The sequence below is a fragment of the Mycoplasmopsis canis PG 14 genome, assembly GCF_001553195.1.
Taxonomy (GTDB): Bacteria; Bacillota_I; Bacilli_A; order Mycoplasmatales; family Metamycoplasmataceae; genus Mycoplasmopsis; species Mycoplasmopsis canis.
Window position 1 is genome coordinate 424,403 of the sequence record NZ_CP014281.1, and the last position, 23,803, is coordinate 448,205.

General features: G+C 26.7%; 18 protein-coding genes and 1 pseudogene. 6 read left to right on the top strand and 13 right to left on the bottom strand.

Features of this window, described 5'->3' with window-relative positions:
* Positions 1-2: 2 nt before the first annotated feature.
* From metG to secG, 4 genes are read right to left on the bottom strand one after another with little or no spacing between them, the layout of a single operon-like run.
* Positions 3-1,550 carry a methionine--tRNA ligase gene (gene metG, locus AXW82_RS01600; RefSeq protein ID WP_004794632.1) on the bottom strand — a complete coding sequence of 516 codons (1,548 nt, stop codon included), beginning with the start codon at positions 1,548-1,550 and terminating at the stop codon, positions 3-5.
* Entirely contained in the window at positions 1,550-2,347 is a 798-nt protein-coding gene (locus AXW82_RS01605) for a tRNA1(Val) (adenine(37)-N6)-methyltransferase (RefSeq protein WP_004794630.1), read from the bottom strand. The genes metG and AXW82_RS01605 overlap by 1 nt, the downstream gene beginning before the upstream one ends.
* Positions 2,334-4,550 (bottom strand): ribonuclease R, encoded by a 2,217-nt coding sequence (gene rnr, locus AXW82_RS01610; RefSeq protein WP_004794628.1) that lies wholly within the window; start codon positions 4,548-4,550, stop codon positions 2,334-2,336. Before rnr ends, AXW82_RS01605 begins: the two co-directional genes overlap by 14 nt.
* A gap of 6 nt (positions 4,551-4,556) precedes the next feature.
* Positions 4,557-4,787 (bottom strand): preprotein translocase subunit SecG, encoded by a 231-nt coding sequence (gene secG / locus AXW82_RS01615; protein WP_004794627.1) that lies wholly within the window; start codon positions 4,785-4,787, stop codon positions 4,557-4,559.
* A 91-nt stretch (positions 4,788-4,878) separates the two neighbouring features.
* On the opposite strand from secG, the gene AXW82_RS01620 reads away from it, so the two are divergent.
* Positions 4,879-6,717 carry a hypothetical protein gene (locus AXW82_RS01620; RefSeq protein ID WP_004794626.1) on the top strand — a complete coding sequence of 613 codons (1,839 nt, stop codon included), beginning with the start codon at positions 4,879-4,881 and terminating at the stop codon, positions 6,715-6,717.
* 19 nt (positions 6,718-6,736) lie between these two features.
* On the opposite strand, the gene AXW82_RS01625 is transcribed toward AXW82_RS01620, so the two are convergent.
* Both AXW82_RS01625 and AXW82_RS01630 read right to left on the bottom strand, forming a co-directional pair.
* Positions 6,737-7,921, bottom strand: coding sequence for a YitT family protein (locus AXW82_RS01625; RefSeq protein WP_004794624.1), 1,185 nt, complete (start codon positions 7,919-7,921; stop codon positions 6,737-6,739).
* A gap of 103 nt (positions 7,922-8,024) precedes the next feature.
* Positions 8,025-10,745 carry a cation-translocating P-type ATPase gene (locus AXW82_RS01630; protein ID WP_004794623.1) on the bottom strand — a complete coding sequence of 907 codons (2,721 nt, stop codon included), beginning with the start codon at positions 10,743-10,745 and terminating at the stop codon, positions 8,025-8,027.
* A gap of 197 nt (positions 10,746-10,942) precedes the next feature.
* Between AXW82_RS01630 and AXW82_RS03800 the strand changes: the two are divergent.
* Positions 10,943-13,584: pseudogene (locus AXW82_RS03800) on the top strand (MAG2960 family serine endopeptidase lipoprotein).
* A 65-nt stretch (positions 13,585-13,649) separates the two neighbouring features.
* On the opposite strand, the gene deoC reads toward AXW82_RS03800, so the two are convergent.
* From deoC to deoD, 3 genes are read right to left on the bottom strand one after another with little or no spacing between them, the layout of a single operon-like run.
* Positions 13,650-14,312 (bottom strand): deoxyribose-phosphate aldolase, encoded by a 663-nt coding sequence (gene deoC / locus AXW82_RS01640; protein ID WP_004794619.1) that lies wholly within the window; start codon positions 14,310-14,312, stop codon positions 13,650-13,652.
* Positions 14,313-14,335: 23 nt separating this feature from the next.
* Entirely contained in the window at positions 14,336-15,631 is a 1,296-nt protein-coding gene (locus tag AXW82_RS01645) for a pyrimidine-nucleoside phosphorylase (protein WP_004794618.1), read from the bottom strand.
* A gap of 4 nt (positions 15,632-15,635) precedes the next feature.
* Entirely contained in the window at positions 15,636-16,340 is a 705-nt protein-coding gene (deoD, locus tag AXW82_RS01650; RefSeq protein ID WP_004794616.1) for a purine-nucleoside phosphorylase, read from the bottom strand.
* Between the two features lie 185 nt (positions 16,341-16,525).
* Between deoD and mutM the strand changes: the two genes are divergently transcribed.
* The 3 genes from mutM to AXW82_RS01665 are packed head-to-tail and all read left to right on the top strand — an operon-like array spanning position 16,526 to position 18,241.
* Positions 16,526-17,380: a bifunctional DNA-formamidopyrimidine glycosylase/DNA-(apurinic or apyrimidinic site) lyase gene (mutM, locus tag AXW82_RS01655; protein ID WP_004794614.1), complete on the top strand. Its 855-nt coding sequence runs from the start codon at positions 16,526-16,528 to the stop codon at positions 17,378-17,380.
* Positions 17,373-17,918, top strand: coding sequence for an isochorismatase family cysteine hydrolase (locus AXW82_RS01660; RefSeq protein ID WP_004794613.1), 546 nt, complete (start codon positions 17,373-17,375; stop codon positions 17,916-17,918). Before mutM ends, AXW82_RS01660 begins: the two co-directional genes overlap by 8 nt.
* Complete coding sequence (locus tag AXW82_RS01665) at positions 17,909-18,241, top strand: Smr/MutS family protein (protein ID WP_004794611.1); 333 nt, start codon at positions 17,909-17,911, stop codon at positions 18,239-18,241. The genes AXW82_RS01660 and AXW82_RS01665 overlap by 10 nt, the downstream gene beginning before the upstream one ends.
* A 37-nt stretch (positions 18,242-18,278) precedes the next feature.
* Here AXW82_RS01665 and secDF read toward each other — a convergent pair whose 3' ends face one another.
* From secDF to rpmF, 4 genes are all read right to left on the bottom strand, one after another.
* Positions 18,279-20,834 carry a protein translocase subunit SecDF gene (gene secDF, locus AXW82_RS01670; protein WP_004794610.1) on the bottom strand — a complete coding sequence of 852 codons (2,556 nt, stop codon included), beginning with the start codon at positions 20,832-20,834 and terminating at the stop codon, positions 18,279-18,281.
* A gap of 58 nt (positions 20,835-20,892) precedes the next feature.
* A complete protein-coding gene (ruvB, locus tag AXW82_RS01675; protein WP_004794609.1) occupies positions 20,893-21,861 on the bottom strand; it encodes a Holliday junction branch migration DNA helicase RuvB in 969 nt (322 codons plus the stop codon).
* Entirely contained in the window at positions 21,824-22,420 is a 597-nt protein-coding gene (ruvA, locus tag AXW82_RS01680) for a Holliday junction branch migration protein RuvA (protein WP_004794607.1), read from the bottom strand. Before ruvA ends, ruvB begins: the two co-directional genes overlap by 38 nt.
* Before the next feature lie 98 nt (positions 22,421-22,518).
* Positions 22,519-22,725: a 50S ribosomal protein L32 gene (gene rpmF, locus AXW82_RS01685; RefSeq protein WP_004794606.1), complete on the bottom strand. Its 207-nt coding sequence runs from the start codon at positions 22,723-22,725 to the stop codon at positions 22,519-22,521.
* Positions 22,726-22,884: 159 nt separating this feature from the next.
* Here rpmF and AXW82_RS01690 point away from each other — a divergent pair, with 159 nt between their 5' ends.
* Complete coding sequence (locus AXW82_RS01690) at positions 22,885-23,802, top strand: nucleotidyltransferase (RefSeq protein WP_004794605.1); 918 nt, start codon at positions 22,885-22,887, stop codon at positions 23,800-23,802.
* The last annotated feature ends 1 nt before the right edge of the window (position 23,803 follow it).

A 23,803-nucleotide genomic window follows, 5' to 3' on the forward strand; every position in this document is an offset into this window, starting at 1 on the left:
TTTTACCTCTTAATTCTTTCAAACAACATAAATTCATTTTGTTGTTTTTTATTTTCGAACTTATTAAAGTCCTCTATGTTTTTTATGTTTAGTTCTTCTACACCAAGAGCAATACGAACTTCATCCATTTTTTTAGGTAAGACTACTTGCAACATTGTAGCAACTGCATAAATTCCATTCAATAATCTAATAAGAACTTCTTCAAGTCTGCCTAACTCTTCTTTCAAAGTTCATGGTTTTGTTAAATCGATGTATTTGTTTAATGAATCACTTAGTAAAATAGCTGCTTTTAAGGCTTTATCAACTTTATAATCTTCAAACTCATCAATGAATAGATTTTTAAATTCTGAAATCTTTCCTTCAATTTCGATATCGATTTCATTTTTATTTTTAAAATATTTTAATGATTGATTATTAAATGAGTTAGATTTCATTTTCAATGTTCTTGAAACCAAATTACCAAAGTTATTAATTAAATCAGAATTTACTATATCAATAAATCTTTTTTCATCAAATAAGCCATCTTCTCCAAAACTTATTTGTGAAGCAAAGAAATATTTTATCATTTCTGGGTGGTACTTAGATAAAAGATCATATGGATCAACAACATTATTCAATGATTTTGACATCTTTCTTCCTTGATCATCTAAAATTCATCCGTGAGATTGTATTCTAGTAGGTTGCTTAATTTCTAATGCTTTTAAAAAAATTGGTCAATAAATCATATGGAATCTAGTTATTTCTTTACCTACTAAATGCACTACCTCAACATTATCAGAATTTCAAAATTCGTAAAAATCTTTCGAATCTCTATCGTTAGTATCGAAATCTAAAGCAGTAATATAATTACACAATGCATCCAATCAAACATATAATGTGTGTTTAGGGTCTTCTAGAACTTTTATACCTCAAGATATGTTAGTTCTTGTAACAGAAAGATTTTCTAAACCTACATTAATAAAGTTGGATAAAATTTCATTTTTAGTTTTTATTGGCATTAATCATTTTTCATTTTCTTCAATATAATCAACAAGTCATGGTACGAACTTTTTCATATCAAAAAAGTAACTTTCTTCAGAAATTCATTCAAGTTCTTTATGACTTACTGGGTGGTAAAATTTTCCATCTTTTTTAATTGCTTGAGTTTCTGTCAAGAACTCTTCATCACTAACGGAATATAAACCTTTATATTCTCCTTTATAAATATAACCTTTTTCTAGAAAAAAACTAAAAATCTTCTGAACTCTTTTTTTATGATCAGGATTGCTCGTTCTTCAAAAATAGTGATAATCAATATCGAAGTCTTTTCACATTTGAATAAATTTAGTCGATAATTCATCCACTAGTTCTTGAGGATCTTTATTCATTTCTTCTGCTTTTTGTTGAATTTTTAATCCATGCTCATCACTACCAGTTAGCATCCTTACGTCATAACCCATAAGTTTTTTAAAATTCGCTATAGTCCATGCTAATGTAGTGGTATATAAGTGACCTATATGTAAATTACCACTTGCATAATAAATTGGTGTAGTTATGTAAAACTTTTTCATTATTCTCCTTCAACTTTTATGGGTTTATAAATTTTCTTTACCTCTGGTAAATAATCATGATTGGTTTTATTATTGTGATCATGTAAGTAAATATTTTTTAAAAAGTGTGCGCCTGACCCAGTTTGGTATCTCGCTTCAATAAGAGCGAATTTAGGTTTTTCGGTGAGTCTTGTAAAAACATATTGAATTCTTTTAGGCTCAAATTTGTATTTACGCATTAGTACAAAAGCGTCTATTGATCTTTCAATAGGCAAAACTAAACTTAAAAATCCCTTTTGCTCAATTATTTTTGAACACCCTTGAATAAGTTGTTCAAGCGTTAAAGAAATTTCGTGAGTTGCGGTTAAAATTTCATTAGAAACATTTGATTTTACTTTTGTCTTATCAAATTCATAAAAAGGAGGATTACAAAAAATTGTTTGATACTTTCTATGATTATTTTTATTATGTAAAACTCAAAAATTATTAAAATCTTCATTAATAATTTTTATTTGCTCTTCCATTTTATTTAGCTTGATATTCTCTTTCGCTAATTCGGCAGCTTTTGTTTGAATCTCTAGAGCGTCAATTTTTAATTTTTTATTTCTTGCGGCAACAAAAATTGACAAAGCTCCATTATTTGCGCCGATTTCTAAGGCATTTGTAATCTTGTTGTTCAAATAAATAAAATTTCCAAGCAGAATTGTGTCAACTGAGTAATTAAACATATCTTTATCTTGATAAACATATAAATCGCTATCAAAGCCTAATGAGTTCTTTACAAGATTTCTACCTTCAAATTCTTTACTTTTTAACATAGTTTTTTTGCTTCTTGTTATTTTTTTCTTGTTTTTTAACTTCTAAATTTTTCTTTTTATTATTAATGAACTCTTCATATAAATCTTCAAGGACACAATCTACTTTTCCCTCTACTAAATCTGTGTTAAGAATAACAACATTAACATAATCTCCGATTGTGAATGTTCTTTTTTCGCTAGATAATTTAGTTAATAATTCGTTAGCTTCATAAGTTCCGTCTACTAAAGTGCTTTTGTGCACTAATCCACTAGCTTTAAAATCAAACTCAACAAAGAAACCAAATGGTAAAATACTTAAAATTTGCGCTTTATAAGTTTTACCAACATTGTTTTTTAAATATTCAGCAAACTTAAGATCATTAACATTTCTTTCGATTTGCACGGCTTTTTGTTCTGACTTTGTATTCAAATCACCATATACCGCCATATTTTCGGTGAACTTATCAATTAAATTATAATTCTTGTTAAATACTAATTCCCTAATTGTTCTGTGTATCACTAAATCTGGATACCTTCTTATCGGGCTTGTAAAATGACAATAAAATTCAGATGCTAAACCAAAGTGACCGATGTTATTATTTGAATATACAGCTTTTTGCATTGTTCTTAAAAACATTAATTTAATAAAATCATCATCTCTTGTTTTCTTTATTTCATTTACAAAGGAAGCAAATTTTAATGGAGTTATCGTGTTTGCTTTTAGTGATACATTTTTTATGCCAACTGCACTTAGTGAGTTTTTTAAATTACTAATTTTCATTTCATCAGGTAACTCATGAACTCTATATAATGCTGGAAATTTCTTATCAAATAAAAATTTTGCAACCGTTTCATTAGCTCTAACCATAAAGTCTTCTATTAATACTTCAGAAAAGCCTCTTTGATTTATGATTATTTCTTTTACAGAACCATTCTCATCTAATTTGATTTTAGGTTCTGTTATTTCAAAGTCGACATATCCTTCTTTGACTTTGTAATCATGAAGTATTAAACTTAACTCTTTAGCTTTATCCAACATTTGAGTTAATTCTTGAACGTCTTGTCTAGTGACATCTAACGAAATATCACCTTCATTGAAATACTTATCAACTTGTTTATAAGTCAACCTAAATCTACTTTCTATAATTCCTTCAAAAATGTTTACATTGACATTTTTTCCAAACTTATCGATTTCCATTTCACAAGCAATTACAAATCTTTTCTCGTTTGGATTCAAAGAACAAATACCATTAGAAAGTTCAACTGGCAACATAGGTATTACTCTATCAACTAAATAGATGCTTGTCCCTCTTTTAAGAGCTTCCTCATCAATTGCAGTTCCTTCTTTAACATAATAAGAAACATCAGCTATATAAACACCTAAAAGAAAATTTCCGTTATCTAATTTTTCGACATAAATCGCATCGTCAAAATCCTTTGTATCATCGCCATCAATAGTGACAATCATTTTTTTAGTCAAATCTACTCTTTTTGTTTTATCTTCAAATTCAATATTTTTAGGTATTGCCGAAATCTCTTCATCCATCGAAGAAGGAAAATTGCTTGGCGCTTTTATATTTTCAAGATAATATTTTACATAAACCATAGGATCTGCTTCGTTAGTTATTACCCTATCTAATTCTATAAAAATATTTTTTTGATCATATTTGATAATCTTAGCAACAACTAAATCATTTAATTTAGGTTGAATTTTACTAGATGTTATTGTTCATGTCAAACTCTGGAATCTAGCATCAACTGGAACAAAGTAATTTATAGAATTTTTTTGTTTTATAAATCCTTGAATTTCTTCATTATTTCTTTGAACAATTTCGGTTACTACACCATCTATAGAACTTCCTTCAATTTTTGTATTTTGATATAAGTTAACCTTAACTAAATCACTGTGTAAAGCTCCATTAAAATTAAAATTTTTTATATAAGCACTTTTTTTTGTATTATTTTCTAAATCAATATCATAATCAACAAAACCAAAACTTCCTTTTGCTGATACCGATAAAACACCTTCAATTGTCCCAATTAAATCAACAGTATAATATTCATCCTTAGAATTCTTGAAAACCTTGTAATCCTTTTGAAGAACTGAAAGCAGTGAAGTTAATTCTCTATTATTTGAAGGAGAAATCCTAAAATGTTTAGCAATTTCTAAAAAAGTTCTTGATTTTGCTTGGCTAATAAAATTTATTACTTTTTTCGCATCCATAACTAACTAAAGAAAAACTCTTAAAATTAATGATCCACCTAAAAGAATAAATCCAAAAATCATCATTGAATATTTAAGAACTTTTTTAACTCCTCTCTCTTTTGAAACTTTAAATAAATCTAAATCACCACTTCCTACTAACGCACCAGAAAATCCATTTGAATCAGGTGACATCAAGAACGAAATGATAATTATAAAAAAGCTAATTATAATTAAAATAATTGTTAGTAAACTCATATTAACCTCATTATATTCTTTTAATAAATATATTTATTAAATAATACCATATTTTTGAACTTCTTTTTCACAAAAAATATATAATTAAAAAATGAAAATAAAAACAAAAATTTTACTTACTACAAGTTTAGTTGGATTAATTGTGCCAACAATATCTTGCACAAATACTCAAAAAAATCATTCAAAAGATTCTGAAAATTCTAATAACATCGATAATTCAGAAAATTTAAGCGAATTGAATAACGCTAAATATGATATAGAAACTATTTCGTACAATTTAGTAGATGCTATTTTAGAGTTTTCAAGAGAAGATTTAAAGCCGGAAATTGACAAATTTTTAAATAACAATGAGAATGTTGAAACTATCGAAAAAATTAAAAATACCGAAGTTTTTAATCTTATCCAAAATCTCCATAATGATGATAAGTTTAAAAGCTTTAAAAAAGATGTGCTAGATAACTTTGCAAAAGGAATTAAGCAATCGCTAAATGATTATGAAGCTGTTGTGACTGTATTAGATCAAGTTGCTAAAGGGTGAATTAGTGTATTATCACAAAGTTTGATACCTACTTTAAAATTAAATAATCTAGAGTTAACTAAAATAAAAGAGTTTTTTTCAGATTACGGAAAATTTATTTCTTTTTACCATAATAAAGAACGGTTAATTAGAATTAGCAACATTCCTAATAATATAAATGTTTCATCTAAATACATTCAATATGGCCAAGAAATAAAGAAAATGATTAGCGACTTTGAAGGTGCAAATCAAAATATTTTTAAAAATTTTTCATTTAAAGAATTTTCAAAAAATCATAGCAAAATAAGCGATACTTTAAATAGTTTTTTAGAACTTTCTAACTCCATGATCGATAAATTTGATAAGGATTTATGAGGTGATTTTATTAATTTAAATAAAAAAGAAACTAAAACTTTTAGTATAATGAGCACTAATATTATTGATTATGTTGAATCTTCAAATAATGTTGAAAAAATTATAGAAGCTTCTAAAAAAACAGTTGATAATAGGGAATTATTCACAAAGATTAAATCAGATGAAGATAGAATTTTAATTAAAGAATTTTTTAAAGAAAATCAAAATGAAGCCTTCAAAAACTATGATTTTGATTTAAAAGCAAGTCATTTTGTTGAAGTTTCATTAATTAATAATAACGAGAATATTCCTATCAATATTTCTTTATTTAACAGGGATGAAAAAACTAATTCATTCGAATTATTAGATGATTTTGAAGAAAACAATGAAACAACAAAAATATCTTCCATTGTTCCAAAACATATAAATCACTTAGTAAAAATTAATTTACACTTTAATCAAAGTGTTTTAAGAAAATTAAGACTACATAATGCAGAGAATCCTAATCTTGAAAAAATTAATAAATCTTTTGAAGAAAAATTCAAGGAAAATAAAAATATTGAAAACTTATTCTTTTTGTTTCAATATAAATTTAACAATTTAATTGCTAAATCTGCAGAGTTAAAAGATGAAAACACTTTAGAAATTGAGACAGCAATTTCAGCTAATCGCCAGAATTTATATGAATATATTGATTTAGATGCAAATTCAGCAGTTGCATCTCCAAAACATTTTTTTGTATCAACTCTTACACTTGGTGAGAAAGATCAAAACAAATTCTCTTTAGAGGCTAACTTATCATTTGACATAACTTTCGGTATTTCTGAAGAAGTTTATGAAAAGCTTTTTGGAAAAAGATTTAAAAAACTTGGAGAAGAGCCGAAAAATGTATCAACAAACAAATACGTTAGCGAAGAGAAAATAGTTAATGGTAAAAAAATAACTCAAGTATCAAGTAAATATACTAATGACGAAAAAGAAACTTTTTCCGCACAATATGATCAGTATTTAGATAAAAAGAAAAAAATATTTAATGAAATTAAAATATTAATAAAATAAAAAAAGAGTAATTTTATAATTACTCCTCAATAAACATGTATCCATCGCCTTTTTTAATATCAATTATAGAAATAAATAGATCACTATTTATTTTTTTTGTAACTTCAAAAAGTCCTGCTGCATCTAGATATTGCGTATTAGTGCTAATCATAAATTGTACTTGTCTAGAGTAACCACCGTACACTTTATGAACGGAAAAAGTATAAATTCTATGAGATTTCTCATTAATTTTTTCAATCAACTCAAAAGGATCATTACAATAAATTTGGGTTTGTACAAGTTTGTATTTCGGATAAGTTAAGTTTACAAAAATAGCATTAACTAGTATCAAAAATATACCTGCAATTAAATTTGGATTAAAAAATAAATCAAATCCTCATGGTGAATTTAAAGAAATCAATGTTCTTATGTTTTCTTTTATTTCAGGATTCTCTTTTAAAAAACCTGAAATTGCTAATGAAGAAGGTATATAAGTACCTATAACATTAGCAATGAATAATGAGACAAAATTAAGAATAAAGAAAACAGAAGCAATATCTCTAGATTTCACTTTAGCTTCATACATTCCGTATATATCAAATCCTCCAGTAGATCCCCCAATAATTAATGTTGCAACTATTGCAAAGCTTTGAATTAGCGAAGAAGATATTGCATAAAGGAATATTGAAACCTGCTTAAAATTATCGGTTGGGTTGTTTCACAAAACAACTTTAATATTATTCTTGCCTAAAAAATCAAAAACATTTTCTATACCATTAACTGCTGCAGGGTTAGAATCTAAATTAGCAAATACAAATATTTTGTCAAAGCCAGGTATTGAAGCAAAAGCTAAACCAGAAAAAGAATAAATAAAGATAAAATATATATTCCAATAAGTAAATGATTTGCTAATTTTAAAATAAGAAAGAATAAATAACGGTATATTTAATAGAAAGAAAATAACTCAAAAGGCTATATCGAAAAGTAATTTATTTCCAGAAAGATAATAAATTAAGTTTCCAATTGCTTGTCCTAAAGATTCGACTCCTAAAGCATACAAACCAACGTTCTGCAAGAAAAGAACTCCTAAAAAAGATGCTATAAAAGCTATAAAAGCTAATGCCATCATTTTTTGATATGGTTTATGAATTTTATATAAAAATCCAAGTATTAAAATAGAAGTTTTAATTCGCCTACGTGAATATTTTGCAGTTTTTGATTTCATAAAAGAATTATACCACAGGCGCATTAGCCATTTTTCATATAATTTTTTATTATTTTAAAAATAAAAATTTAGGCTCAATTTTGAACCTAAATTTTGACTTTAACTATTTTTTTAAAATATTTTTATAAAACTTAACTATCTCGTTGTAAATAACTAGTGTTGTTCCTAACAAAATAGGAACTAATCAATAAACATAAGTGTAGTTTTCTATTAAAGAAATTTCAGCCATTTTAAACACATCTCTAACGCCAGGGACAAAAGCAGCAAATAATACGCATATTGTTGAGAAAATACTTGCTAAGTAAACTAATTTATATTTCTTAATGCTTGAAATAAAAATCGAATTCTTAGTCATTAAATTAAGCGAATTTAAACTAGCTCCTACACCTAGTGTTATAAACATAGCTGTTGATGTTAGTCTTATAAAATTATCTCCATTAATGTTTTGACTTTGCGCATATAATCCTATGAATAAATAAGATAATACAGAAGCTACACTCAATACAAGACTTTGTATAATTAATTGAATCCCCATACCTCTTGAGAAAATACTTTCAAATTTTGAAAATGGTTTTCTATTCATAACCGGGACATCATTCGGTGTCATTCCTAATGCTATGGCTGGTAGACCGTGAGTTAGTAAATTAATTCATAATAACTGTGAGGCAGAAAGAATTATTAAATCTTTACCTTTTATTGAATCTTTAAATATAAAAGATAAAACAAATAAACCAAAAAGCATAACAATAATTTCGGTTAAAGATGAAACTAATAAGTTTAATATAACCGACTTAATCCTGTCAAATGTCTCTCTTCCGCTTTTAATACCTTTAACAATTGTTGTAAAGTTATCATCTGTTAAAATAACATCAGCAGCTTGTTTAGAAACGTCTGTTCCTGTTATCCCCATAGCTAAACCAACGTCACTTGCTTTAAGAGCTGGAGCATCATTTACACCATCACCTGTCATAGCAACAACTTGTTTATGTGATTGTCAAGACTTAACAATTCTTAATTTATCTGATGGATTAACTCTTGCATAAACAGATATTTTTTCAACAGTATTAAAGAGCTCTTCATCACTCATTTTAGACAATTGGGCACCTGTAATTGCCAAATCACCTTCTTTGTAAATCCCTAATTCCTTAGCAATTGCAACCGCTGTAGTTAAATGATCACCAGTAATCATAATTGGTTTGATTCCTGCACCTAATGCTTCGTCAATGCTTTCTTTAACACCGCTTCTAGCAGGGTCTATCATACCAATAATGCCTAAAAATGTTAAATTATTTTCATCATCAATTTCGAGAGTCTTTTTATCTTTTGAAACCTCTTTATATGCTACAGCTATAACCCTATATGCATTATTTGATCATTTTTCAACTTTTTGCATATATTCAGGTTTTACATTATTAGACTTAGATAAAATAACATCCGGAGCACCCTTTACAATAATAATGTTATTTTCTTTCTCGTAAGAGTCAACCAAAATAGACATAGCTTTTCTATCGCTATCAAATGGAATTGAATCTAATTTATTGTGTGAAAGATAAAAATCATTTGCAGAATTTTGATTTTGTAATCCATAAACAAGAATACCTGTTTCTGTTGGGTCCCCAACTTCTGCGTACTCTCCATTTTCCTTTAAGGTTACTGAAGCGTCACAACACGCAACTAAATAAGATAAAGCTTTCGAAGTTTCTGGTTCACTTTCAGTTTCAACATCCCAAAATTTAACAACAGTCATCTTGTTTTCTGTTAATGTTCCTGTTTTATCAGAACAAATTATACTTGTTGATCCAAGTGTCTCTACCGCTGGAAAAGCTTTTATAATAACATTTTCTTTAGTCATTTTAGAAACACCTATAGCAAGTAAAACTGTTGTAAATGTTATTAAGCCCTCAGGTATTGCGGCCACAGCTAAAGAAATACCGACTATAAGAGCGCTTGAATATGTGTTTGGAGAACTTCAACCTCCCTCAATTAATAATGTGTTAGTAATAATTAGCTGTGATATTGTAGTTAAGAATAATAGTATAACACCAGTAATTCCAAAGATCTTACTTAATTTATTTAATTTAATTTGTAAAGGAGTCATTTGAACATCTTGTGTTTCAATCATTTTGTTGATTTTACCAATTTCGGTATTCAATCCAGTTTCAGTGACTAAAACAATACCTCTACCATTAGTTATATGTGTTCCAGAGAATAAATAATTATATCTTTCTCCTAATGATAAATTGCTAATTTCAAGATTTAAATCTACTTTTTTATCAATTGGTAATGATTCTCCCGTTAATGCTGATTCAACGGCTTGTAACGAAAAAGCTTCAATTAAAATTCCATCGGCACTAACCGAATCTCCGGCTTCAACTATTAAAAGATCACCCGGAACTACATCAAGAGATGGGATAGAAATTATTTTTCCATCTCTTATTACTTTTGCATTTAGTTGATTATTTTTTTCAAGTGCCTTTACTGCTTGATCACTTTTTATTTCTTGATAAGTACCAAGACACGAATTCAAAATTATAACTATTAAAATTATAAATGGTTCAACGAAACTAATGATAATGTCTTTTGTTTCTGGTTTATGACTTGTACCAAATGTCTCGTAAAATGCAACACTCAAACTAAAAATGGCAGCAATTAAAAGTAAAATAATCATAAAGTCTTTAAATTGTGAAAAAAAGACTTTGAAAATATTGATTTTCTTATCACTTTTAATTTTGTTTGGTCCGTATATTTCAAGTGCTTTTTTAAATTCATCACTTGTAAGGCCTATACGATTTTTTACGTATTCATCATTTAATTTATTTGTCATTTTTTCCTTTCATCTATATTTTAAATTATTTTTTATTTATAATAAAAATATAATATAAAAAGTATTTAATGATTAATTAAGATATTCGTACATTAATCAAATTTCTGGCCTAATATTTATTTTGCTTATTATACAAAAAATCCAAAGAGTATAATATACTTATATATTACAAAATATAATTAAGAATAGAGAAACTTATGAAAACAAGGAAAAAAATTTTTTTAACAATTAATTCCTCAGTGTGAATGACAGCATTTTTTGGGTTAATTTCTTGTGCAAAAACAGAAATAACAAAAAACGATGATAATAACCAAACAAAGATTAAAAATCCTAAACCCATTAAAGAAGAAAAAAAGAACCCCGATTTATCTATTGTAAAAAATAAACTAAATTTACTTTCAGAAACAAATCCTCTTAAAAGAGAACTACAAAAACAATTAGATAATAGTGAAATAAATTACGAAAAAATTAACTCAATAATTGACACGGTGAATAATTTTTTAACTTCTCTAAAAAATGATGCAATTAAGAAGTTAAATTTAATTAAATTTGACGCTGATTACGATAAATTAAACAAAAAACTAAGTAAGGAGAATTTATCAGAAGATAATATTAATAAACTAATAATTAATATCAAAAATAAAATTGACTCAAAAGATAATGATAATCCCAAAAATAAAGAAACAATTAATAGAGAAAAGTTACTAAACGAAATTAATGATACAATCGAAAATGCTAATTCTTTATTTAGTTATACCGATAATAAGGATTTAGATTCAATGAAATTTTTGTTAGCGAAAAAAATTAAAAACGTAAGTGAAGTTGTGCAAAAAGAGTTAGATTATCCTCACTACCATATAAGTGACTTGAGCACTGAATTGGTACAGTTAAAAACAATCATTTCTGAATTTAAAGAAAGAGCAAGACTAGTTGAAGAACAAGCAATAAAAGAGCAAATAATTACAAATATAAACACCAAAACTAGAAGTGATGCCACTAATTTAAAGCATTCTCTTGGATTTGATTTAATTTTCGATAAATCTTCTAATGAGTTTTTTGATGCAAATAGTATTATTACAAAAAATCCAATTTATATCAAGAAAGTAAGACATTTCATTAATTATTTAAAAAGTGCAAACAACGGAAATGGAGTAGATTTATCTAGTTATAAAACTGATAATGAATATTTGCGACTCTTAAAAGAAATTGGAGTATACGGAGAATATGGCGATACACCATTAGAAAAAATTAAGTACTTTTATAATGGTTATGATAAAAGTCCATGATGAAGCCGCTTTTTCTAGATAATTTTATTGATAATGAAAATCAAAATTCTATCATCTTAAATAGCGATCACATTATTTCAAGTAAAATTAAAGGAATTATAAATAAAAATCCTTTTGGATTATTGCCCTCAAATCTAAGTCAATTTTTTTATTATATCGATTTAAACACCTTGTCGCAAATGATAAGTTTAAATGAGCCCATTCTAGAGATAAAGGCTAATTATAATGATGAATACGGTTTAATTAAGTTATTTATCAAAACAAATAGCAATAAGTATCTTTTAAAATTAAACCAAAATAATTCACCTCTAAAAAGAAATGCAGATTTTTATCAATACATATATGATAGATCTTTCTCTCTAGGGTATAGCGGAGTCAAAACTATTGAAAATTTTGGTGTAAAATCATATAACATTAGTACTTCGGTTTCTGGAACCGCTTGAATATTGGATAGACTTATAACGGATAATGACGCAAATAAAGATGAATATGAGTTTCTTGTAGCTACAAATATGCATGTAGTTTCTCTAACACATATTTTTGATAGAAGCTTAATTTTTAATCAATATACAGGGTATAAAGATAAAGAAAGATTTATAGGTCGGTTAAATAAAAATTTTATATTCGGAAAGAAAAGTTATGAAGTTGATGAAAATAATAATTTTATCTTAGATTATTCAAGATACTTTCTTAAAGAAATTGATAAGACCCAAGGAACTCTTACATCTAACCAATATTTAGATTGGTTGGTTTATACTCCTAAATTCAAATCAAATGATGTTAAAGCTTTCAGAAATGTTAAAAACTTTATGAACGAAATTACCGATGAAGAGAATAGAATTGGGAATGTAAATAACTCAGGAACTGATTTTGTTGTTATAAAACTAAAGTTTACAAAGTCTCAAGTTCAAAAATTATTCCCTACCTTATATGATGTCTTAGGCACCCCAATGGAAAAGGAATGGTATGTAGGATTAGGGAATGAAAAAAGTGATAATAAGGTTTATGAATCACCTATTAGTACACATTTTGTGCTTGGTTTCCCATATGAAAATGGTAGATTTGTAATGAATAAAACTAAATCTCAAGGCGGTTATATCGAAACCAAAAATAGAATTGTTGATAATGACAAAAATGGAAGAAATAACTTTAACAGTTTATGAATAAGATACAATGACAAGGAAAATAAAAAAAATAATATTCTAAATAATTGGTGAACCGAATACGAAAACCCTTTTGGTAATCCAGATAAACACGGAATGAAACTAGAATTGTTAAACCAAATGAGTACTATCTACTTAGACAACCAAGATAATAATGCGCTTGATAGTGGTAGCAGTGGTTCAATGATGATTGATTCCAAGTTTAATGTTGTTGGTATAAATTTTAAACATGTTGAACAAAATGGATCTGATAACAAAGGAAATCAAGCTGTTTTATTTAAAGGGTATAGCGAATATAATTCTGAAGAATTTTCGGGTGACATGAAAGAAGATTTAATAAAAACATTAAAAAACAAAAAGATAAAAACAGTTAAATTAAATTCTAATTAATAACAAAAAATATTCGGAGCTAACCGAATATTTTTTGTTATTAATTAATATAAAGGTTTTTGTTATTAGTATCCACCTTTTGATTCTTGTCCTTCAACAATCGCAACTGAACGACTAGTACCAAATCTTGTAGCTCCGGCTTCGTACATAGCCTTTAAATCATCCATATTACTAATACCACCAGCGGCTTTAATTAATAATGTGTCACCACATACACTTTTCATTGTTTTAACATCGTCAAGATTTGCTCCTCTAAAGCTAAATCCTGTTGAAGTTTTAATAAATTCAGCACCTGATTTCATAACTATTTCAGTTGCTTTTTTAATTTCATCAGTAGATAATAAAGCTGTTTCAATAATAACTTTCAATACATGTGATCCACATGCTTCTTTAACTTTTTTGATGTCATTTAGAACATATTCATAATCACCTTGTTTAAAACGACCAATATTAATAACCATATCTATTTCATTAGCACCATGATCAATAGCAAGTTTTGTTTCATGTGCTTTTGCTTGAGTGATCATTGCTCCTAAAGGGAAACCAACAACACTTGTAATTTCTACATCACTTCCCTTTAATTTTTCAGAAGCGTATTTAACTCATGAAGAGTTTACACACACTGTTTTAAAACCGTATTTCTTTGCTTCATCGATTAATTTATCAATATCTTTTTCTGTTGCTTCAGGTTTTAAATATGTATGATCTATCATTTTATTGTAATTCATTTTTATCTCCTAATTAAGTTTATTTATTTAAGTTTATCAATGATAATTTTATTTTCAACTTGTTTATCATTAAATTTATATGCAATTGATAATTCTTCCACTAATTTAACATCAATTGGGTTTGATGAGTATAAAGTAAATAATACATCACCTTTTTCAACATATTCATTTGTTTTTTTGTTCAAGGTAATTCCTGCTTCAAAATCTAATGAATCTTCTTTTGTTTGTCTTCCTGCACCTAACTTCATTGAAACAAGTCCAAAAGTTAAACTATCAAAAATTTCTAAGAAACCTTCTTTGTCAGATTTTACTTCTAATTTGTGTTTTGGGTTTCAGAAATTATTTCCTTTAAGAATTTCAGCATCACCACCTTGTAAAGTTACAAATTCATAGAATTTTTCAAGCGCTTTTCCATTTTCAATAACTTCTTTAACCATTTTTTCGGCTTCTTCATGATTTTTAGCGATTTTAGCTTGTTCAAGAATTGTTGCACATGAAGAATAAACTAATTCATTAAAATCAGCAGGACCTTCACCTTTTAATGTTTTTATAGCTTCAATAACTTCGTTTTTATTACCTATTTCTCTACCAATTGGTCTATTCATATTTGTTATTTCTGCTCTAACATCAACATTTAATTCTTTACCAATATTTATCATTGTTCTTGCAAGGTGTGTAGCACTTTCAACATCTTTCATGAAAGCACCATTCCCACATTTAACATCTAATAAAATAGCATTTGAACCTGTTGCCAATTTCTTAGACATAATTGAAGAAGCAATAAGAGGAATAGAGTCAACTGTTGCAGTAACATCTCTTAAAGCATATAATTTTTTATCAGCAGGAACTAATTGCCCACTTTGACCAATAACTGAGATACCGTGTTTTTTTACTTGTTCAATAAATTGTCTTTCTGTTAATTCAACGTTAAATCCTGGTATAGATTCAAGTTTATCAATGGTTCCTCCTGTTTGAGCAAGTCCACGACCACTCATTTTCGCAACAGGTGCACCGCAAGCAGCAACAATTGGAGCAACTGCTAATGTTGTCTTGTCCCCAACACCACCTGTAGAGTGTTTATCTACCTTAATACCAGGTATTTCAGAAAGGTCAATAACATCACCTGAATGCATCATATATTTGGTCATTGATGCAATTTCTCTTGATGACATAGAATTAAAAACAACCGTCATCAAAAATGCACTCATTTGGTAATCAGGTGTTTTACCTGAAACATATGAATTAATTAAGAACTTAATTTCTTCATCAGTTAATTCATGATTTCTTTTTTTCTTTTCAATAATATCAACTACACGCATTTTGTTATTTTGCTAAATTTAAAGCAATCTCCATCATTTTTGTGAATGCTGTTTGACGTTCTTCAGCAGTTGTTTCTTCATGTGTAATTAGGTTATCACTAATTGTTAATAAACAAGCAGCTTCTTTTCCTGTTGCTTCAGCATTAGTAAATAAAGCATATGATTCCATTTCAACACAAACAGCTTGAGTGTCATTAATTCTTTTTTCAAGCGGAACAACTGAATAGAATACATCAGATGAATGAACTCTTCCTACTGTTAATTTGTGACCTAAATCTTTTGCAATGCTTTCAATTTCTGCATTTAATTTCGCAGAAGGAGTAGCAACAGTCCCTTCTTTTCCTAAGGCTATTCTTCTAAATGCGTCTGAATCCGCAACTGCTTCAGATGCTAAAACAACTTCATATAATCCTAAATCTTTTTGATATGATCCAGCTGATCCAATTCTTATGATTCTATCAACATCGTAGAATTTAAATAATTCGTATGAATAAATCCCTATTGATGGACATCCCATACCGCTACCAGCAACTGTAACTGGTTTTCCTTTGTATGTTCCTGTAAACATAAACATATTTCTAACTGAATTAACTTGTTTAAACCCTGGGTCTAAGAATGTTTCAGCTATATATTTAGCTCTTAATGGATCTCCTGGCATAATAACTGTTTTAGCTATTTCACCTTTTTTTGCATTAATGTGTGGTGTCATAATTCCTCCAAATTGACTATTTTAAATTATTTATTTTATAAAAATTAAGGTTACTTGTTCTTAAAACAATAACCTATAAAAATTTTACCACTAATATTTTTTTTTAAATGTATTTTCATGTTTTTCACATATATAAAAGATTTATTTTTTTAAATAAATTAAAAATAATATAATTATTATTAATTATGCCAGAATATCCAGAAGTAACTGTTGTACAAAGGTCCTTAAATACGTTTGTACAAATGAAAAGAATAACTAAAGTTGAAGTTAAAGTTGAAAAACTGATAAAAAATACAGATGTGAAAGGATTTACTGTATTTTTAAAAGATAAAAAAATAATAAATGTCGAGAATTTCGGGAAATTTTTAGTGTTTAATTTTAGTGATGGGTCTAGAATGATTTCTCATTTAAGGATGTCAGGAAAATACTTTATGAGAGATGCGAAAGATCCTAACCTATATGCTTATAAACATGATTGCGTTTATTTTTCGCTAGATAACGATATAGTTATGGTTTATAATGATTCTAGAATGTTTGGATCTTTAGAAATTATTGAAAAAAGTGATAATAGAACTATTTTCGAAATTAAAAAGTTAGCAAAATTGCCCGGTGAACTAGACAAAGAAGAGTTATACAACAAAATAAAAAATAAGAGTATTAGCATAAAAAAAATCTTACTAGATCAATCATTGGTGTTAGGTATTGGAAATATTTATGCCGACGAATCTTTATTTGCTGCCAGAATTTATCCAATGACTAAAGCAAAAGATGTATCATTTAAAAAACTATCAGAAGTTCTTGACCATGCTCAAAAAATAATGGACAAAAGTATATTGCTTGGTGGTAGTACCGTTAACAGTTACAGCTCTGTTAATGGGATATCAGGAAAATTTCAAAACAATCTTTTAGTATATGGAAGAAGCGGTCAGAAATGCTTAGTTTGCAACACAGGGATTATACAAAAAGTTAAGTTAGACTTTACAGAAAATGGAAGAGGAACTTCGTTCTGTGATGTTTGTCAGAAAGGTATTAATGAATAAAGTTGTTTTTGTTATAGATTTAATAAAAGGGTTTACAGTTAAGGGCGATTTATCAGATAAAAGGATTAATTCAGTTATACCTGTTGTTAAGGATATCCTTAATAATCAAAAAGAAAATATTTATTTTATTTGTGACTCGCATTCAGAAAATGATATAGAGATGCAACAATACCCAATTCACTGCATCTCTAATACTGAAGAATCAGAAGTTGTTGATGAATTAAAGCCTTTTGTTTTAAAAAATGAGTCCAATATAATTAAAAAAAATACAACAAATGGATTTCATGAAGTCAAGAAAAGCTTACTAAGAAAATTTGATGAATTTGTGCTAGTGGGTTGTTGTACTGATATTTGCGTTATGCAATTTGCTTTATCACTAAGGACATGATTAAATAAATTTCATTTAGACAAAAATGTTGTAGTATACGAAAATGGTGTAAACACTTTTGATTCTCCGGAACATAATGGTGATGAATTTCACGAATTTGCTTTAAAGATAATGCGTAACGCAGGTATTATTATTAAAGAATGAAAATAATAGTAGATTTACATGGACTAGAATCTAAGGATGCTATAATAACTATCCAAAAACACTTATTTGATCTTGAAAGTAATAAAATTCATGAAATAGACTTCATAACAGGGAAGGGGTCCGGAATTCTCAAAGTTTCATTAGAGGATTTTATAAATAAACACAACGAACATAGTGAATTTAAAATTAAACTTACACAAGTAAACGAAGGTTTATACAAAATTTGAATAGATCAAATCTCTTCTTCCTATATTGCTAAAGGGTATCAAGAGTTTGAAATCACTCAAGAAGAGGTTAATGAAATATTTGAATCATTTAACAAAAAATAGAACCCAATAGCTTTAATAGCGGGTTCTATTTTTTGTTTTAAATATAATCATTAATTCCATTAAAGGTTTGTTCTTCGATTTTATTAATCTTTCAGTATCCGTTATTAATTCTTTTTTGTTTTCTTTTTTCACTCAGTGAATATATTTTTGTTCAAATATTAATCATTATATAAGATGAAAAAATTAATAGAACAGGTAATGTAATAATTAATAATATAGAATTTAATAAGTTAATATTCGTAGATACTATTATTGCTCCAATTCCAAAAATTACTAAAGAAATAAATGAAATAATTGTTCTTTTAAGTTTTCTGGAAATAGAAATATTTGCAATATTTATAATTTCTTCTTTATCAAGAATTTGTTTATGATACTTAAATTTAATATTTTCTTTAATTTCACTAAATATAATCATTTTTTCATTTACTGATCAAAGGAATATAGAAGCTATAACTAAGAAGATAAAATTATTTATTTCAATTCTGGTAAGGACCAAAATAATAAAAATAATTAACGATTCAATAACAAAAATAATCAAAAAAGATAAAGCAAAAGAAAGTCCAAATCTAATAAAGTAATATATTATTATTACCAAAAGAGAAGATGAAATTGCAATCATCATTCATTTAAGTGAATAAATGCTAGAAGAATTTATAATTTCATAATTTTCAATTTGTAAAATGCCATTGCTAAATTCGTTAGATAATTTAGTCAACTCATTTAGAATATTTTCGTTTATTGAATTAACTTCAAATGTAACCCCTTTAATATTCTTAAACTCATTTATCGAATAAGCATAAATATGATTAAATTGATTATTTAACGAACTTTGAAGCGATACATAATTCATGAATTTTTGTGTTTTTAAATCATCAAAAAGAAAAGCATTATTATCGCTTGAATAAACATTAATAACATAATAATTCTTAAAATCTTTAGATGTATTAATTCCGGATGAAAAGTCTTTATTTATTCCTGCAAATATTGAAAATACAATTACGGAAATAATTATTAAACAAATAAATAAAATATTAATTACTTTTGAGTATTTTAGATAATTTAATTCTTTTTGAATAAATGATGTAAAAAACCTCTTATCATAGTTATTTATTCCAAATAATTTCTCTCTATTCACTAATTTAGATCACGTAGCTAAAGATGTTGTTATTCATTTTAAAAATAATAGCGAACCAAAAAGAGAAATGATAACTCAAAATACAGATAAAGAGGCGAAGTTTTTGATTTCATTACCACCTAAATAAAACATAATTAACATAGAAATGAAAATTACAAAGCTACTATCAATAATTCTAACGGAATTATATCTTAAAGTATTGATAAATGACTTTTTGATAGAATCACCGTTTAAATATCTTTCTTTAAATTTTTCAAACCAAATTACAGAACTATCAAATTGAATCAACATACCTAAAAGGATTGCTGTTATTGTTGCCGGTGAATATTCTCCTCTTACAGCAGTAAAAATAATTAATGTTAATAATATATATAAAGCAATCGAAATAGAAGTAACCGCACCTAAAATACCATAGTTAACAATTTGAATAATAGAAAGAATAACGAATACAGATAAAGTAGCAATCATAGCATATAAAAATGCTTTATTCTCATTAACATATTCTTTTTTAGTTGATAAAACTTGCAAATCATAATCACTTAATGAGAAGTTAATTTTTTCAACAAGTGCCCTTGCTTGAGAATTGGTTAAGTTATTACTATTAATATATACTTCAGGTCCGTTGTGAACATAATTTATTGTAGATCTAAATACTAAGTATCTAGACTCTATATTTAATTCTTTTTCTTTAAAAGCATTTTCTACTTTTTGTCCATCTTGTTTAGTTGTATATACGGTGTTTCCTACATGTACAAAATTTCATAAGTCTTTATTTGCTTGATCTCAATCATTCGGATAGTCTGAAATGGCTTTATCACGCAATTCTTTTAAATCTAATCAAAAAAGTATTTCTTTAGACTCTGAATTATTTAATAAATATTCTGTAGCCTTAGAATATTCTGTTTCGCCTTCGATACCATTTAATGAAATTTTAATACTATTAAACCCGTTTCTTTCAATGTATTCAGCACCCTCTTCTTTAAAAGGAATTGTATTTAAATATAAATTATCATAGTCTAAATTGCTATTATCATTAAATTTTCTGTTCGAAAATAAAGGCTTCAAACTAGTTGTGGTAGCTATGAAGCTAGGTTTAATAACCACTTCATTTATAAGACTTTCTAAATCTTTATCGTTTAAATGACCACTTTTTGTGATTATAATTTTATCACTAGAATATGGCTCCGCTGTTATTCCTGAAATACCAGAACTTTCTTTTAATCTTTCGCTTAAAGATTTAGAAATTTTTAGAGTCTCTGGTGAGTCAATTTTTTTATTTGACTTTATCCCAATAACGATCTTTGTTCCGCCGGAATAATTGTTTGAGTTATTTATATTTTTGCCTAAATAAAAAACACTTCCAAAAGCAATTGACAATATTGCTGCTATAAGAATCAAAGCGCTAATTATAAGTCTTTTTCATGAAGTTAACTTGAAAATTTTACTTAATAATTTCATATATAAAATATACCACAAAAATCCTATTTTTTAAATTGCTTTTAGTCCTTATTTTAAATTAAATTTTTTGTCTCAATATATAATCAATACCTTTAGTTGTAATTCTTCTTCCTCTCGAATTTTTTTCTATCAAATTATAAAAAAGCAATATTGGTTCGATTTCTAAAATTATATTTTCTTTATCGGTTTTTATAAGGCCGGAAATGGTCAATAAAGAAGCGTATTTTTCGTAAAAGTTTTCTTTCAAAATTTCTAAGTATTCTATATGATCCTTAGTTAAACCAAATTCATATAGACCTAAATATTTAAAAGTTTTATTAATGATTTTAGAATTTATCTCTCCGTTGTTTAATGATAAGGCAAAGTCATTAACCCTTTGCAAAAGGTTGTTAGCAATTCTGGGTGTTTTCCTAGAGTAACTCGCTATTCTATCTACATTATCATTATTTATATCTATATTCAGTTTTTTTGCAGATATTTTTATAATTTTACAAACTTCTTCTTTTTCATAATTTACTAGTCTTCCAATGTAACCAAACCTATCTTTCAGTGGTTGTGTTATTTCATTTATTTTTGTTGTAGCCCCTACTAAGGTGAATTTTTTTATTTTCATACGCATTGGTCTCGAATTTCCTTCAACTCCTATAATTAAATCAAAAACAAAATCTTCCATTGCGCTATATAAAAACTCTATAACATTTTTGTTTATACTATGTATTTCATCAATGAAAACGATATCTCCTTCATTTATAACAGATAAAACATTGATTAAGTCACTTTTCTTTTCGATATTAGCACCCTGTATAAAATGAATCTGACATTTTACTTCGTTTCCTATAAGGGAAACTAAGGTCGTTTTACCCATTCCAGGGCTCCCATAAAATAGAATATGTGGTAAAACTTTATGTTGAAGTTTGGAACTTTTTATTAAAGCTTGTAAAGTTTTAATTAAGTTTTTTTGTCCTACAAAATCATCAAAACTTTTAGGCCTAAGTTCTAATTGTTGTTTCATTTTTATTGTTTGCAATTAAAGTGATACTTTCTTCAATCATTTTATCAAAATCATTGTTCTCCTTAATATTTTCTAAAGCATAATCGATTTGGTTCTTCTTGAAACCTAAAGAACTTAAGGTTTGAGTTAAGTCATTAAGTTTACTTATTTTTAAATCTTCTTTTTTCACATCTATTTCCATCAACTTACTTCATTTATTTTTTAACTCTACACAAATATATTTTGCTGTTTTCTCAGAAACAAAGTTAATTTTAGATAATTCTTTTCAATTTTCGGTAATAATTAGCTTTGCTATTTTTTCTCACCCCTGGTCTAAAATAATCATAGCTATTTTAGGGCCAACTTTTTCGACGGTAATTAAGTCTGTAAACAAAAGCCTTTCTTTAAATTCTTTAAATCCATAAGTATTTTTATAGAACTCAGTATTTTGTTCATATAGATATATTTTACATTTCATTCCTACTTCAAACCTCTTTATATCTGGTACATTAACTATGTATCCATCTCCTTTATTTTCAAAAATAATATTTGTTTTGTTTTTATAAACAATTTCTCCAATTTTATATAAAATCATTTTTCCCTCCAATATTAAAATATAATATTAACTGGTTGTGAACAAAAAATAAAAAAAAGACAGAAAATTTCTGTCTATATATTAATATGTATTAAAAATTAATTATTTCTAATACGATCATTTAAAGCAACATAGTTTTTAACTTTTGCGCCTTTATAAAAACCACAAAACTTACATGTAACGTGTTGTTCGATCATATTTGAACAATTTGAACATTTTACTAAATTAGGTGTTTCTAAAGCACTGTGAGTTTGTCTTTTGTGTTTACGTTGTTTAGATGTTTTCCGTTTTGGAACAATAGCCATGGTGTTACCTCCTTGTGGTCTTTTTAAGCTTTAAAAAATTTATTCTTTATTAGCATAAACAATTATAATATAAAATCATTTTTTTGGTATAACATTTTTAAACTTTTTATATTAATTTTTATCTAATGAAACTTGTTTAATTATTTTATAATATTTTTAATGAAAAATAAAGAAAAAAAAATAAAAATAGGAATAGTTGTAGAATATAATCCATTCCATAATGGACATATTCATCAATTAAACTTTATCAAGAATAAGTTTCCTAATTCAAAAATATATGTGGCCATGAGTCATAAGTTTTCGCAAAGAGGTGAATATATTTGCGCCAGTTGAAACAAAAGAAAAAGAATAGCTAAAAAATATGGAGTTGATTCTTTTGTAAAGTTAAGGTCAAATATATCAACGCAAGCTGCACACATTTTCGCCAATGAAGCAGTAAAATTATTGAATAAAAGAAGAGTTGATTATTTAGTTTTTGGTTCAGAAACAGATGATATAACAGTTTTTTTAAAAATTGCTTATATTTTAAAACACAAAAAAGACCAATATGACTCTTTAGTTAAGAAATTTTTAAAAAAAGGTGGAAACAGTTTTCCAAAAGCTTCAAATCTTGCTGTAAGTGAGTTGACAAATTTTTCTATAACAACCCCAAATGATATATTAGGCATAGAATATGTTAAAAGTATTGTTAATAATAACTTCAATATCAAACCAATATGCATAAAAAGGACTGTTGGGTTTCATTCTGATATTACAAACCAAAACTTTGCATCTGCCACTAAATTAAGACAAATGATAGAAAATGGTGAAGATATTTCTGATTTTTCCCCAATGAAAATTAAGAAAATCAAAAAAATAGATGAAACTTATGAAAAATTTCAAAGGTTTATTAGAAAAAGTTCGCTAATGAAAATTAAAAAATATAAATTAGTTGAAGAAGGCATAGAAAACTTATTTAAAAAAAATATTGAACACAAAAGTTACTCAGAATTTATTGATTCGTGCGTTAGTAAAAGGTATACAAGAAATAGGATCAAAAGAACTTATCTCTCTATATTATTAAAAGAAAAGAAATAGA